Origin of the sequence: Paramagnetospirillum kuznetsovii, assembly GCF_003284725.1 — a bacterium.
In the GTDB taxonomy this organism is placed as follows: Bacteria; Pseudomonadota; Alphaproteobacteria; order Rhodospirillales; family Magnetospirillaceae; genus Phaeospirillum; species Phaeospirillum kuznetsovii.
The window spans coordinates 361,363-376,463 of sequence record NZ_PGTO01000004.1 but is presented as its reverse complement, the minus strand read 5'-3'; the positions used below and the strand labels follow the sequence as shown (position 1 = coordinate 376,463).

At 63.2% G+C, this 15,101-nt stretch carries 8 protein-coding genes; 6 read left to right on the top strand and 2 right to left on the bottom strand.

Annotated elements, in window-relative coordinates:
- Positions 1-495: 495 nt before the first annotated feature.
- Positions 496-2,403 (bottom strand): ABC transporter ATP-binding protein/permease, encoded by a 1,908-nt coding sequence (locus CU669_RS08455; RefSeq protein WP_112143600.1) that lies wholly within the window; start codon positions 2,401-2,403, stop codon positions 496-498.
- A 200-nt stretch (positions 2,404-2,603) separates the two neighbouring features.
- On the opposite strand from CU669_RS08455, the gene CU669_RS08450 reads away from it, so the two are divergent.
- The 6 genes from CU669_RS08450 to CU669_RS08425 all read left to right on the top strand — a co-directional run bounded on the left by CU669_RS08450 (position 2,604) and on the right by CU669_RS08425 (position 13,426).
- Complete coding sequence (locus CU669_RS08450) at positions 2,604-3,809, top strand: D-alanyl-D-alanine carboxypeptidase family protein (RefSeq protein ID WP_239988609.1); 1,206 nt, start codon at positions 2,604-2,606, stop codon at positions 3,807-3,809.
- A 101-nt stretch (positions 3,810-3,910) separates the two neighbouring features.
- A complete protein-coding gene (locus CU669_RS08445) occupies positions 3,911-4,858 on the top strand; it encodes a DUF7354 domain-containing protein (RefSeq protein ID WP_239988608.1) in 948 nt (315 codons plus the stop codon).
- 57 nt (positions 4,859-4,915) lie between these two features.
- Positions 4,916-6,979, top strand: coding sequence for an adenylate/guanylate cyclase domain-containing protein (locus CU669_RS08440; protein ID WP_112143596.1), 2,064 nt, complete (start codon positions 4,916-4,918; stop codon positions 6,977-6,979).
- A gap of 44 nt (positions 6,980-7,023) precedes the next feature.
- Positions 7,024-10,680 (top strand): CHAT domain-containing tetratricopeptide repeat protein, encoded by a 3,657-nt coding sequence (locus CU669_RS08435; RefSeq protein WP_112143594.1) that lies wholly within the window; start codon positions 7,024-7,026, stop codon positions 10,678-10,680.
- A 62-nt stretch (positions 10,681-10,742) separates the two neighbouring features.
- A complete protein-coding gene (locus tag CU669_RS08430; protein WP_239988607.1) occupies positions 10,743-12,956 on the top strand; it encodes a cyclic nucleotide-binding domain-containing protein in 2,214 nt (737 codons plus the stop codon).
- A gap of 38 nt (positions 12,957-12,994) precedes the next feature.
- Positions 12,995-13,426, top strand: a complete 432-nt coding sequence (locus tag CU669_RS08425) for a hypothetical protein (protein WP_112143590.1) — start codon at positions 12,995-12,997, stop codon at positions 13,424-13,426.
- Here the strand turns inward: CU669_RS08425 and CU669_RS08420 are convergent, their stop codons facing one another.
- Complete coding sequence (locus CU669_RS08420; protein WP_112143588.1) at positions 13,427-15,100, bottom strand: trypsin-like peptidase domain-containing protein; 1,674 nt, start codon at positions 15,098-15,100, stop codon at positions 13,427-13,429.
- Position 15,101: the final 1 nt, after the last annotated feature.

Below are 15,101 nucleotides of genomic sequence, written 5' to 3'. Positions count from 1 at the left end.
GAATTCCGGCAAATGGTATCGCGGCTTCATTCGCGGCGAGCATGGCGGAACCTAGTGTCCGTCTGATTTATGTGGAAGCGTCCTCTCTTCGGCATGGGACTCGAAACGGAATCACCACCAAGGCACCAAGGACACCAAGGACACCAAGAGGCCACACGGTTTCTTACTTTCCGTCATGCCCGTGCTTGTCACGGGCATCCACGCCCATCCGTCTGGATTATCGGCTTAAAAGGCATTCAAGCGGAACCGCGTGGATGGCCGGGACACGCCCGGCCATGACGAAAGAGTGAAGCTTGGCCGTTTGCTCCGCCCTCTTGGTGTCCTTGGTGCCTTGGTGGTGAATCGGCTTTCGAGTGCCATACCCAAGATGACGGCTTCAAACACAGGAAGACTCAGGCGCTCGATGAAACCACGTCGATTTAAACCGGACAGCCGTGGGTCACGGCCCGAGGGTGACGAAAAGGAAAAACCGATTCCACCAAACTCTGACCGACTCTAATTCCGCCAGTCGCCGCGTTTCCACATGCCCGAGATCATGGCCCGGCGCTCGTTACGCCGCAGCAGGGTGCTGAACAGGCGGCCGCCCCAGTTGACCGAGCGCTTGGGCTGTTCCCAGGCCTTGCGGCTTTCGCGGATCAGGATCAGGCCGTCCGGGCTGGGGGTCAGGGTCAGCTTGCGCTGGTGATAGGGTTCCAGATCGGCGTGGAAACCCACGGTCAGGATAGTCGCGTTGGGGAACTCGTCGTTCAGCAACTGCATCATCCGCTTTTCGCCCTCGGGGTCCATGGCGTCGGTGGATTCTTGCAGGAACACCCATTTGGGGCGGTGCAGAAGTAGGCGGGCGAAGCCCAGGCGCTGCTGCTCGCCGGCGGTCAGGATCTGTTCCCAGGCGTCGGTCTGGCCCAGCCGCTCGGTCAGATGTCCGAGCCCAACATTGTCCAGGGCGGCGGCCAGCGCCTCGTCGGCGAAGCATTCAATGGCCGAGGGATAGGCGAGCACGCCGCGCAGCGTACCCACCGGCATATAGGGGCGTTGCGGCATGAAGAACAAAGTGGCGTCGCAAGGCAGGCCCACCGTACCCTTGCCCCAGGGCCACAGCCCCGCGACAACCTTGAACAGCTTGACCGCCGCGCCAGGGTCGCCTCCGATCAGCACATGCTCGCCCGAATCGATTTCGGCGCTGAAGCCTTCCAGCACCACGGCGCCGTCGGCGTTGGCGATGGTCAGGTCGTGGAAGCAGAGCGTCGGCATGGTGGATTTCTGCACCACGATGGTATGGGCGTCGGGACGGGTGGTGTCCTCCTTCAGGGCGGCCAGGGCTTCGTGCAGGGCGAGAACCCGCTCCACCGAGGCGCGCCATTCGGCGACCCGCTGCATATTGTCCACCGGCCATGACAGCGCCTGGGACAATTGCTGGAAGGCCTGGGCCGTCTGCATCAACTGGCCCAAGGTGGTGATGCCCGCGATATAACGCGGTGCCGCGATCAGGACGGGAAAGGCGGTGGAAAACACCGAATAGCCCGAGGTGAACACCACCAATCGGGTCAGTCCGGTGGTCTGGCGGTTCCAGGCGCCCTCGATGCCACGGAACAGTTCCGAGAAGCGGCGGCGCTCGCCCACTTCGCCGTGCAACAGGGCGATGGCCTCAGAATTCTCGCGGGCGCGCACCAGGCCAAAGCGGAAATTGGCCTCGGCGGTCTGGCGCTTGTCGGTGGCGCGCACCAGCGGGCGGCCCACCAGCATGGCCAGGGACGAGGCGGCGGAGGCGTAGATCAGCGCCACCCAGACCATATGGCCCGGAATGGGGATGTCCACCCCACCGACCATGAACGACAAATCGCCTGACAGGGTCCACAGAATCTGGATGAAGCTGCCCAGCAGCAAGCCGCAATAGACCAGGGAATGGGCGAGGTCGAGGGCTGCTTCGGTGGTATTGCGGATATCCTCGGCGATGCGGCCGTCGGGGTTATCGTGATCGCCGGGCATATGCAGTAGCTGGTAATGGTGGCCGGTGGCCATCCAGTTGTCCTGCATGCGGCGGGTCAACCAGCGGCGCCAACCCAACTGAATGCGCCGCTTGATCTTGAGATGGGTGCCGTTGATGGTCACGGCGACCAGCAAGATGACGCAGATCTGGAAGATCTGGGTGAAGAAGCGCTCGATGGATTTCTGTTCCAGCGCGTCGAACAGACTGGCGCTCCACAGATTGATCATGATGGGGATCAGCACCTGGGCGATGGTCAGCAGCAGCAACAGGGCCACCAGCCCGCGCACCGTCCATTTCTCGTTGGAATTCCAGTAGGGACCGGCCAGAACGATGAAACGGCGCATGAAACTGGGCTGGCGCGGCCGCCCCGGCTCGCCTTCCTTGGGCGTGGTCTGAATGTTCACGTCCGATGCCATCCCGCTTCCCCCGGCGAATTCTTGGCTCCGCCTCTTTCTAATTAACCCTTTTTCAGCAGGCGCGTGAAGCGTCTCATTGTCATTATAGTTTGCGCCACCAGCCTTTACCGGCGGTTAAGAGGCTTGCACTCTTTGGTCCGTGGGACAATCTTATGGGAATGTTCCGTCCCGCCTCTTTCCTTTGCCCTTGGCTTTGCGCTGTGTTGCTTGCGTTTGGCTGCGCCGGTTCGGCGCGGGCGGCCACAGAAACGGCGCCCGCGATCCTGACCGTCGATGCCGCCACCGGCTCGGTGATTTCCGATCACGGCGGCGGCCAACCCCATCACCCCGCCTCGCTGACCAAGCTGATGAGCGCCTATGTGGCGTTCCGTGCCCTGGAGGCGGGACAGGCCAAATGGGAGTCTCCCATCACCGTCTCCGAGCGGGCGGCCGGGCAGGGGGGCTCGGTGCTGGGCTTGCGCAAGGGCGATGTCATCACGTTGGGCGCGGCTTTGAAGGCCATGATCGTGCGCTCGGGCAACGACGCGGCGGTGGCGGTGGCCGAGCACATCGCGGGCAGCGAATCCGCCTTCGCCGAGCGCATGACCGCCGAGGCCCGGCGCTTGGGGATGGGTTCATCCAGCTTTCGGAACGCCACCGGCATGACGGCGGCGGGCCATGTCACGACACCGCGCGACATGGCCATCCTCGCCTTGGCCATCTTGCGGGATTTTCCGTCCCACCGGGCTCTGTTCTCCAGCCTGGAGACCAGTTGGAAGGGGCGCAGTTATCCCACGGTCAACGGCTTTCTCGCCAATTTTTCCGGCGCCGAGGGGATGAAGACCGGCTTCACCTGTCCGGCGGGCTACAATCTTGTGGCCCTGGCCCGGCGGGGCGGCCACCGAGCGGTGGCGGTGATCATGGGAGCAGGCAGTTCCGCCCAACGGCAGGCGGTGGTGCGCTCTGCCATGGACGCGGCCTTGCGCGATGGAGCCGTGGCGGCGAGGCCGCTGGCGTCCTTGCCCAACACGACCGAGGCCCCGCCCGATCTTTCCGCCGCCGCTTGCGGCCTGAGATCCGGTGGGGAATGGGCGCACGGTTCCACCAACCGCGCGCCCCCCGCCGGTTGGGGCCTGGAAGTGGCATTCGGCACCGACCGCGCCAAGGTGCAACGCGCCCTGGCCACGGTCCATCGCGAAATGGCGGGCCGCCTGGGTGGCGGCTCGCCGCTTGTGGTGATCAAGCCCCGGGACGGACTGGTACGCTATCGCGGCCTGATCGCCGGATTGAGCGAGCGCCGCGCCATCGATACCTGTCTGGCCGAAAGGGCCAAAATGGGGGAAGACCGTTGTCTGGTCTTGACTCCGACCATGATGAGCGGTGCACTGGAGGACGAGCGGCGCTTCCGGATGTTTTCCGCGCGCTGAGGGGCGGATAGGGCGTCGAGTTACTCTGGAATCTAATGTCCAGGCCCGATTATCGAGGATGGATCTTTGTGATACAGTCCAAGAAGTCGGCTAAGGAGGCCATGATGAAGACCAAACTGTTCGCTGCGTTGTTTTTTGCGATGGGGCTGTTGCTGATCCAGGCTCCGACCGGGGCATTGGCCGCCGATCCGCCCGTCTCGCTGCTGATGCAGGTGAGCGGCACGGTCGAGCACTCGCGCGATGGCGCAAGCTGGAAGCCCGTCAACCGCAATAAGTATCTTTTCGCCGGTGACATGATCCGCACCGGGGCAGATGGCTCTGGCAAGCTGGTCGATCAAGCCACCAACATGGCCCAGACCATCGCGTCGGGCAGCCAGATCGAAGTGGCCGGTACGGCGCTGAAGGTCGTCAGCGGCAAGCTGTCGGCTCCCGAGGCGGCCTCGGGCGATCTGGTGGCCGGTCTCGGCAACCGCTTCGCCGAGGCCCAGCGGTATACCACCGTGCGCCGGTCGGTGAACAAGGAAACCGCCATCAAGCTGCGCGTGGTCCAGCAGATCACCCTGTCGGGCAGCTATCCCGAATTGGCGTGGCAAAGCTTCGGCAAGCAGCACAGCTTCGTGCTGACCATCGACGGTGTCGCCCATACGGTTGCGGGCACCGACGAGGACTTGGTCCGCTTCAAGGTTCCCGAACTCAGCCCCGGCAAGCACGCCTTCACCGTCGCCGTCATGAACGGCTCGGCCAAGGTGACCGAGGCGGACAAGGAAGGCAGCATCATTTGGCTGTCGGCGGCCGAGGACAAGGCTCTGTCCGACTCCATCGCCAAGATCCGCGCCATCAATGCCAAGGACGACTTCTCGGCGGCCAACCTGTTGGACGAGAAGGGCGTGACCGTCGGAGCCATGGATCTCTATCGCAAGTATTTCGACGAGAACAAGGACGACAACGAGATGCGGCCGTTGCTGATCCGGGCCTATAACGAGCTGAAGCTGGTCGAGCTGAAGCAGAAGGAAGCCCTGGTCTACAACGACAAGCTCAACGCCAATTAATCTGCATCGGGCGCCCTCCGGCAACGGGGGGCGCCCTTCGCCTTTCCGGGGGGCGCCATGAGTGGTCTGTCCAAACGTTACGATATTATTCTGACCATTCTGCTGTTCCTGGTCGCCATCCCCGCCCAACATTTCGAGTGGTTTGCCCTGCTGGAGGACCAGACGCTGTCCTTCCGGCATCAACTGCGTCTGGCCTATGGCGATGCCAAGACCCTGGCGGTGGCGTCCGAAGTGGTGGTCGTTAACGTCGACGAGCCCTTCTTCAAGGCCTATAAGAGCTTCCCGCTGCGGCGCACCGATATCGGAACCATCGTCACCAATCTCAAGGAATTGGGGGCCAAGGTTGTCGCCGTCGATATGCTGATGGACTTCCCCAGCTCCTATAACGAGGATCCGGCCCTGGCCAAGGCCTTGAAGGACGCGGGAAACACCATCCTGGTGGCCCAGGGCGAGTTCCGCGACGGCAAGTTCGTCAAGATCAACTACCCGACCGAGATGCTGGATCAGGCTTCCGCCAGCGCCTATACGAACATCCAATCCAACAGCAAGCTTGTGACCACCCTGTCCCGTCTGAAGGTTTATCCCGAGCTGACGGGCGAGAAGGGCGGATGGCCCTTCGCGGTGCGGGCCGCCGCCCTGTTCCTTGGCGTCGATCCTCGCCTGGAGGGCAATACCCTGGTGCTGGGCGGGCTGCGGGTGCCGCTGGATCACAACAATCTGCTCTATATCGATTTCCCGCCGCTGCCCACCGGAACCCGGTTTCTCAGCCAGTCGGCCGGTATTGGGGCGCTGGAATTCCTCGATATCGCCGGATTGAACGAAAACGAGCGTTCCGAGCTGGAATTCTGGGTGAAGGACAAGATCGTCATCCTCGGTGATACCTCCGAGGTGTCCCACGACTGGTTCGATACCCCCGTCGGCATGGTCTACGGGGTCGAGATCATCGCCGACAGCGTCAGCTCCATCCTCAAGGGCGCGCCGTTGCGCGCCGTCGGTCCCGGCACCGCCGCCGCTTCCGCCCTTGTGGTCATGATGATCATGCTGGTGCTGACGCTGACGCTGACCAAGCCCATGCCGCGCGGTCTTTGCGTCATCGCCCTGGGCGGCGGCTTCTTCGCCCTGTCCACCGGGCTCTACATCAAGGCGGGGCAGGTTTTGCCCACCTCCTATGTGGTGCTGGCCATCATCATCAGCTATCTGCTGATCGAGTTCCGCCAGTATCTGATCGAGCGTAATCAGAAGCAGCAGATCGCCAAGACCTTCGGGCAATATATTCCGCCCGAACTGGTGGCCGAGATGAACAAGACCGGCCAGTCGGTGCAGGTGGGCGGCGAATCCCGCGAGATGACGGTGCTGTTCTCGGACGTGCGCGGCTTCACCACCATTTCCGAAGGCCTGGCGCCGCAGGAGCTGACGGTGCTGATGAACGCCTTCCTCAGCCCCATGACCCATGTCATTCATGATTATCGCGGCACCATCGACAAATACATGGGTGATGCCATCATGGCCTTCTGGGGGGCGCCGCTGCACGACCCCGACCATGCCAAGCACGCCATCCAGGCCGCCTTGAAGATGGTCACCACCATGGAAGACCTGAAGGAAGACTTCATCCGGCGCGGCTGGAAGCCCATCAAGGTGGGCATCGGGCTGAACACCGGCATCATGAATGTGGGCAACATGGGATCCGACTTCCGCATGGCCTATACGGTGCTGGGCGATGCCGTCAACCTGGGCTCGCGAATCGAAAGCCTGACTAAGCAATACGGCGTCAACCTGATGATCAGCGAGTTCACCCAGGCAGCGGTGCCGGGCCTGATCAGCCGCGAGCTGGACATGGTCCGCGTCAAGGGCAAGAACGAGCCGGTTCGCCTCTATGAACCATTGGGCTTCGACGGCGAGATCGACAACGAGACCCTGGCGCGCATCTCCCATCATCACGGCGCCCTGGCGCTGTTTCGCGAGCAAAGATGGGACGGCGCCTCGGCGACGTTCCAGATGTTGGCGGCGGAAGAGCCGGAGCGGGTTATCTACAAGGTCTATCTGGATCGTATCGAGCACTTCAGGGAAGAGCCGCCGGGCGCAGATTGGGACGGCGTCTATACCCACAAGGAGAAGTCGTAATCGGTGGCCTGCCCACGGGGTAGCGGGCTTTTGGGAGAGCTTCGATGATGGCACGACTTGGCGTCAGGACGTTCGGATCGGCGCTGGTGGCGACACTGCTGCTGGCGACGCCGGTATCGGCGCAAACTGCGGACGACATGATCGCCAAGGCGGCGCAGGCCCTGCAGGCGGGCAAGGCCGACGAGGTCATGCGCCTGGACGCGGAAATCTCCAAGCTGCGCGACGTGGCGCCCGCTTGGGTCGCCGAGAAGCAGCAGGCCGCCTCGGCGGTTCCCCAGGCCAAGCAACGCGCCGCCATGCTGTGGAACCGTGCCCATCAGCAAGCGATCGCGTCTGCTGGCGGCGGCGATCTGCCCAAGGCTTTGGAAGAAGCCGCTCAGGCGTTGAGCATCGCTCGCGACAATCTGGGTGACACCCATCTCGCCACCATCATCAGCGCCACCGATCTCGGCGCCTTGCAGCAATTGGCCGGCATGAGTGATGCCGCCGAGACCAGTTTCCAACTGGCGCTGAAGCTGTCCCAGGCCTCGCTGGGCGAGGGCCACCCCGAAACCTTGAAAGTGGCCCAGGCCCTGGCCGCCCATCAGCAGTCGCAAGCCAAGTACGACGCCGCGTCCAAGACCTATCAGGCGGCGGCCAAATCCTCGGCCACCGGCCTCGGCGCCGAGCATCCCACCACCCTGACCCTGCAATTGGCGCTTTCCCGCGCCCAGCTCAATGCCAGCAAGGTCAAGGATAGCGAAAAGCTCCTCGACGCCACCTGCGCCGCCTCGCGCAAGGTCTATGGCGAGGCCCATGGTGAATATTCCCGCTGTCTCGCCCAGCAAGGCGCGCTGAAGCGGGTCCAGGGGGAATACAACGCCTCGGCGGCGCTCTACGACAAGGCCCTGGCCATCCAGAAGCTGGCCCTGGCGCCCAGTGATCCGTTGGGGCTCAATACCCGCTTGGACGCGGGCACCGTCTATCATCGCCAGGGCCGACTGGAAGAGGCGCAGACGGTGCTGGAAGCCGTCGTTCGCGATGCCGGGGCCGCCAACGACGTGGCGACCCAGCTTTCGGCCAAGGGCGACCTCGCCGATGTGCTCGACGATCGCGGCGAATACGACAAGGCCGAGGCCATGGCCAAGGAGGTGCTGCAGCAGCAGACCGTCCGTCTCGGCGCGGCGCACCCCAATACCCTGGCGGCACTGTCGTCGCTGGCCAGCATCTATCGCAAGCAAGGCCGCCTGATGGAGGCGGAAAAGACCTTCCAGCAGGCGCTGGAGGGCTATCTGAAGGTGCTGGGCCCCGATCACGGTTCCACCGTCATCGCCGAGAACAATCTGGGCGAGATCCTGGAAAAGGAAGGCATCTACGAACGGGCCGAGCCTTACCTGCGCGCCGCCATGGACGGCAGCCGCAAGGCCAATGGCGAGACCCATCCCGCCACCATGACCACCATGAACAATCTGGCGCTGCTCTATGAGAGCCAGGGCGTGTTCGACAAGGCCGAGCCGCTGTACCAAAGCGTCATCACGGTGTTTTCCAAGACCATCGGGCCGAAGCATCCCGACACCATCGCCAGCACCAACAACCTCGCCTATCTCTACATGCTGAAGGGCGAGTACGACCGCGCCGCCGCCATGTTCAAGCAGGTCCACGAGGCCTGGTCCAAGGCCTATGGCCCGCGTCATCAGAACACCTTGAAGGCCCTGAACAATCTGGCCCGCGCCACCCACAAGCTGGGCAAGCTGAACGAAGCGGAACCGCTGTTCAATCAGGCCCTGGCGGCGCGCAAGGCGGTGCTGGGCGAAAAGCACATCGATACCCTGCGCTCCATGCACGACATGGCGGCGCTGTATCGTAGCCAGAAGAAGCTGAAGGAGGCCGAGGCGCTGTTGCGCGCCACCCTGGCCCTGGACGAGAAGGTTCTGGGTCCGGCCCATCCCTACACCTTCGAGACGCTCAACACCCTGGCCGGTGTGCTGGAGGACAAGGCCGACGTCAAGGGCGCCGCCGAGGTTCGCAAGACCACCTTCCTCCGTCGCACCGAGTTCCTCAACCGGGTGCTTTACGTGACCGGCGACAATGCCCGCGAAGGCTATGTCCGGCTGCATCAGCCGGAACTGGCGGCCTATATCGCGGCCTTGACCAAGCTGGACGAGGCCACGGCGGGCAAGGCCCTGCTGGAGGTCAGCCTCAACCGCAAGGGCATCCTGCTCAAGGTGGCCTCCGAGATCCAGCAGGTCACCCGCCTGTCGCGCGATCCCGAACTGACCAAACTGACCGAGGAACTGGGCGAGGTTCGCAAGCGGCTGGCGGCCCTGACCCTGTCCGGCCCCACCGAGGAGACCAAGGACAACCACGTCGAGGTCATCAACGGTCTGGAAGAGCGTATCAACACCCTGCAAGGCGCGCTGGGCCGGTCCAGCGTCCGCTTCCAGCAGTCCACCACCCCCGTGGGCATGGATGAATTGGTCAAGGCGCTGCCCGCCAATGCCGTGCTGGTGGATTTCTTCATCTATGGCGAGGAAGGCAAGTCGCGGCTGGTGGCCGGCGTGCTGCGCAAGGACGGCGATACCCCGGTCTTTGGACTGGTCAAGTATGACGGGCTTGCCGCCATCGACAACGCCATCATCAAATATCGCACCGATATCCAGAGCGAAGAGATCGAGATCGATGATCTGCTGGACGTGGGCCAGTCGGTCTACAAGCTGGTGTGGCAGCCGCTGGAACGGTTGGTCAAGTCGTCGACCAAGGTCTATCTGGTGCCCGACGGCAATCTCAACATCCTGCCCATCAGCGCCATGGTGGAGCCCAGCCGCAAATATCTGATCGAGCGCGTCGACCTCCACGTACTGACCTCGACCCGCGATCTGCTGCCGTCCACCATCAAGGCGGCCAAGGGCGGCTATATGATCAATGCCGGTCCCGACTACAACACCGACGAGGTGGTGGGCAAGGCGGTGCTGGAAAAGGCCCGCTCGCGCTCGGCCGGTTCCGACGTCCAAAACGCGGTGCGCGGCATGTCGGGCATGCGCGGCCTGAAATTCGATCCGCTGCCCGGCGCCGAGAAGGAAGGCCAACTGATCCAAAAGACGGTGGAAGGCCAGGGCAAGCCCACCACCATCCATTCCAAGGCCGACGCCCAGGAACGGGTGCTGCGTGACATGTCCGAGCCGCCCGAGGTGCTGCACATCGCCACCCACGGCTTCTTCCTCAAGTCCGACGACACCCTGCGCAAGCGGCTGTTGAAGCTTCAGCGGTCCAGTGATTTCCAATTCCCGCCGCCGGGCGACAATCCGCTGCTGCGTGCCGGTTTGGCTTTCGCAGGCATCAATTCCAACGCCGCCGTCCTCGGCGAAATCGATACCGACAACGACGGTGTGCTGACCGCGCTGGAAGTTCTTAGCCTTGATTTGACCGGCACGCGCCTTGCCATACTTTCGGCCTGCGAAACAGGTCTTGGTGAAATCCACGAGGGTGAGGGCGTCTATGGCCTAAGGCGCGCTTTCCAAGAGGCGGGGGCCCAATCGGTGGTGTCTTCCCTGTGGGAAGTCAGCGATGCCGGAACGCAGACTTTGATGGCGGCCCTTTACAAAAGGCTTCTGGCGGGCAAGACTCCCCATGACGCTTTGCGGGAGGCGCAGTTGGAAATGCTCAGAAATTCGCAGTGGAGCATGCCCTATATCTGGTCGGCATTCTTCATGGTCGGTGGGTGATGGCGGGATCGGGACGTCAGACCAGTTCCGTTCCTAAGAGTAAGCCGATCTCGGGCAGCCGTATGCGTGTGGTTCCGGTCTCTTCCGGTATTTGCTGGGTCGAGGTCGCAGAAGCCGATCTTAGGGTGTTGTGCGGCTGTCCGGCGGACAGCGTCAAGCACCTGATCAAACGTGGCCTGATTCATCCCACCGAGCGGGCCGGGGTCACCTTCGAGACCGGCCCCAACGTCATCCTGCTGTCCGACGTCTCCCTGCAGAACGGCGCCTTCTGCAATCTGTCGGAATTTCCCATTCTCCAGATGCTGTATCGCCAGGGAATGATCATTCCCGGCCACCCCAACTGCAGCAGCCGCAAGCCCTTGATCATGGGACTGGCCCAGCAGGTGGAAGCGCAACTGGAATACGTCCTGCGCGGCAATTACGGATTGCTGTCGGAAGAAGAGATGATGGCGGCGGGCGTGTCGCGGGAAATGGCCCAGGAATGGATGCGCATGAAGTTGCGCTTCGCCTTCGGCGCCATCCGCTCGCCCCGCGACCTGCTCGATACCTGCGTCATCGGCGATGGTCCGGCCATCCTGCCCGGCGGCGTGACGGTGCGGCGCCTGGAACTGAACGTTTTCGAGTTCGCCTATGACGGCGAAACCGCCGTGGTGGATCTCAATCTCGGCAACGGGCGCACCTACGAGACCCCCTACCATCTCGGTTACCATGACCTGGAGCGCGGCTATTTCTCGGTGATCCATTCCGGCGAGGGCGACGGCTGGGATCCTGAGCGGGCCGCCATGTCCTCCATCATGATGTTTCAGGGCAAGGTCTATTTGATCGACGCGGGCCCCAATATTCACGGTGCCCTGCAAGCGCTGGGCATTGGCGTCCAAGAGGTGGAAGGCATCTTTCACACCCATTGCCACGATGACCACTTCTGCGGCTTGACCACGCTGTTCCGCGCCGATCATCGGATACGCTACTTCGCGGTTCCCTCGGTGCGCTCGTCGGTGGCGAAGAAGCTGGCGGCGTTGACCGCGCTGTCCGAGGATTCCTTCGGCGAGTATTTCGAGATCTGTGATCTTGAACTCGGGGTGTGGAACGATATCGAAGGTCTTGAAGTGATGCCCATCTTCTCGCCCCATCCGGTGGAGACGACGGTGTTTCACTTCCGCACGCCATGGGAAGAGGGCTATCGCTCCTACGCCCATATGGCCGATATCGTGTCCATGGATGTGCTGGGCCAGATGGTGGACGACGACGAGACCCGCCACGGCATCAGCAGCGAGTTGATGATGCAGGTGCGCGCCGATTACCTGGTTCCCGCCGACATCAAGAAACTGGATATCGGCGGCGGGCTCATTCACGGCTGCGCCGATGATTTCCGCGACGATTCCTCGGGTAAGATCATCTTGTCCCATACCGCGCTGCCGCTCAGCCGGGCGCAAAAGACCATCGGGTCAGGCGCGCCGTTCGGGACGGTGGATGCGCTGATTCCGGCCCATCAGGAATATCGCCTGCGCGCCGCCCACGGCTATCTGGCGGCGTATTTCCTCGGCGTGCCGGAACATCAGATCCGCATCCTTCTCAATCATCCGGTGGTGACCTTCAACCCGGAAAGCATCTTGCTGCGCGAAGGCGCCAATTGCGACGATATCCACCTGATCCTGACTGGATTGGTCGAGACCATCGAGTCCGACAGCGACCACAACGCCACCTTGTCGGCCGGTGCCATGGTCGGCGAGTCCTACGCCCTGTCCGGCGAGCCGTCGCTGGAAACCTTCCGGGCGCTCAGCTTTGTCAAGGCGCTGCGCATTCCCTCGGCGCTCTATCGCAGTTTCGTCGAGCGGAATGAGATGACCGAGCGGATCGGCCAGTTGTCGGTGCTGCGCAATTTCTTCAATCACACTTGGCTGTTCGGCGAAAGCCTGTCCAATCTGACCGAGGTGCGCATCGTCGAGTCGTCGGAACCCTATTATCTGGCATCGGGCGAGGAGATCGATACCTCCGGCGAGGATTTCATCTATTTGGTTCGCGATGGCCTGCTGGAACGCAGCATCGACGGCGCCGTGGTGGAATATTGCGGGACCGGCGAGCCGTTCAATGAGTCCGAGGTGCTGTTCGGCACCCCCGCCGCCGGAACCCTGGTCGCCAGTATTCGGACCGAATTGCTGAAGGTGCCGGGCGCGGTGGTGCGCGACATCCCCGTGGTGCGTTGGAAGCTGTTGGAACTGCATCAGCGGCGCCTGCGCACTTTTTCCGCCGCCTCTCAAGCGGGGGCGGTCTCCTGAGCAGCCATCGCCTGATTCGCGCCCTCTCCGGCCTTGCCATGGGAACGACCCTGGCCGCCTGCGCGTCCATGTTCAATCCGACCCGTTCCGAGGTGCAGATTCGAACCAATCCCGAGCACGCCCGCTGCGAGTTGACGGGGCGAGACGGCTTTAGCGCCGTGATCGAAACCCCGACGACCATCGACATTCCCCATTCCGCCGCCCCGGTGACGGTGGCCTGCGATGCCCCCGGTTTCCGGCGCACCGTCAGCAGCCTGAATGCGGCGAGCAGCGGCTGGATTTGGGCCAATTCCGCCCTGTTGATGGCCACCGGCGGCGTGGCGGCGCTAGGCTTGGTGGTGGACGAGGCGCTTGGGTCCGATTGGACCTATAAGAAGGATATGAGCGTCGAGCTTGACGCCGAACGCAAGCGACCGCTGCGCGCCAAGTCCCGCGACGGCGCCCAGGATCTCAGGCTGCAAGCCCGCTGATCAATTCACTTTGCATTGGATAAAGACGGTGACGCGGCTGATGCGCTCACCGATATCGGCCACGGACATGGGGGTTGCCGAAGGGCTGGTCTCGTAGGCGACCGAATAGCGTTCCAGGAACTTGCGGGCCAGATCGGATTTGATGGCGAAATTCACATTCTGAGGAATGTCGCCGGTCTGGTTGGCGATTTTCATGGCGTTGAGCTTGGACGAGACGATGCCGACCACATTGCCGCTGATGTCCACCAGCGGGCCGCCGGAATTGCCCTTTTGGACCGGGGCGGTCAGCTGGTAATGGCGGGCATCACCGTTGATTCCCGCCAAGGCGCTGATGGTCCCGGCGGTGATATTGGTCTCGCGTGACAGCAGCGACGACAGCGGATAGCCGATCACCACGACGTCGTCACCCTTGCGCAAGGGCTTGTCTTCGCGAAAACGAACCGTCTCGGAGAGGCGCAGGGGCGACTTGAGCAGGGCCAGATCATCGCCGGCATCCTTGGCCGCCAGGGCGGCGACGAAGGCCGGGCCTTCGGGCGGCTTGACCGTAATGGTCCGGCACTGTTCCACCACATGGGCGTTGGTCAGGATCATTCCATCCTTGGAAACCAGGAAGCCGGTGCCGCTGGAGGTGCCGGAGCGCTGCGCCGATTGTTCCGGCGGTACCACTTTGGTGGTCGGTCCCGACTGCGTGGGCGCGGGCGCGGGCGCGACGGCAGGCGCGGCGGCAGGCTGCTGTTGTCCGCCGACGGCGGCGATGGCGCCGGTCTGAGGTGGCTTCCAGGCGACGACCTTGGCGCGGAGCTGCTCCAACTCGGCGGGAGGGAGCTTGGCGCCGAATTGGTCACGTTCCTTCTCGTATCCTGCCTTGAGATTGGCCGGGGCGCGCTCGGCTCCGACGGCAAGCCAGAAATAGCCTTCCGAAAGGTTCTTCAGAACACCGGTGCCGGTCACCAGGCCGACACCCAGATTGTGCTGCGACTGAGGGTGCCCCTGTTCGGCGGCCCGGCGGAACCATGTCATCGACTCGGAGGGATTCTTCTCGACGCCTTCGCCGGTCAGCAGGGCGACACCCAGAATGAATTGCCCGATGGGGCGACGGGCCTGGGCGGCCTTGCGGGCATAGTCCACCGCCTTGACCCGGTCGGTGGGCATGGACCGGCCATTCCAGCTCAGCTCGGCCAGCTTTTCCAGGCTGGCGGGCACGCCGAGATCGGCGGCGCGGCGGTAATACTCGACGCCCTTGGATTCGTCCTTGCCGATGCCGAGCCCGTTGAAATGAATTTCACCCAGGGCATGCAGGCTTTCCGGATTGTCCTGATCGGCGGCGCGGCCGTACCAAACCAGGGCGGTGGCGGGGGTCTTCGGAACGCCGCGACCGAAGAAATAGGCATTGCCGAGAGTGTATTGGGCGAAAGCCTCGCCGGCATTGGCGGCGGCATTGATCAGGCGCAGCGCCTCCACATCGTCGCGGCTGCCCAGCAGTCCCTGGAACAGGATATAGCCCAGACGCGCCTGCGCCGTGGCGTTTCCCTGCTCGGACAGCGGGCGGAATTCCTTGGCAGCCGAGGTCCAGTCCTGCCGTTTGAACGCCGCCATGCCCTCGTCGAGTCCCGCGAAGGCGGGCTGGATGAAGGCCAGGGTGGCAGCGAGGATGAGGGCGGGCCTAAGACGCATG

Coding starts and splice junctions, on each gene's coding strand:
- CU669_RS08440 (WP_112143596.1), top strand. CDS start 4,916: ATGAGTGGTCTGTCCAAACGTTACGATATTATTCTGACCATTCTGCTG.
- CU669_RS08420 (WP_112143588.1), bottom strand. CDS start 15,100: ATGCGTCTTAGGCCCGCCCTCATCCTCGCTGCCACCCTGGCCTTCATC.
- CU669_RS08430 (WP_239988607.1), top strand. CDS start 10,743: ATGCGTGTGGTTCCGGTCTCTTCCGGTATTTGCTGGGTCGAGGTCGCA.
- CU669_RS08455 (WP_112143600.1), bottom strand. CDS start 2,403: ATGGCATCGGACGTGAACATTCAGACCACGCCCAAGGAAGGCGAGCCG.
- CU669_RS08435 (WP_112143594.1), top strand. CDS start 7,024: ATGATGGCACGACTTGGCGTCAGGACGTTCGGATCGGCGCTGGTGGCG.
- CU669_RS08445 (WP_239988608.1), top strand. CDS start 3,911: ATGATGAAGACCAAACTGTTCGCTGCGTTGTTTTTTGCGATGGGGCTG.
- CU669_RS08425 (WP_112143590.1), top strand. CDS start 12,995: ATGGGAACGACCCTGGCCGCCTGCGCGTCCATGTTCAATCCGACCCGT.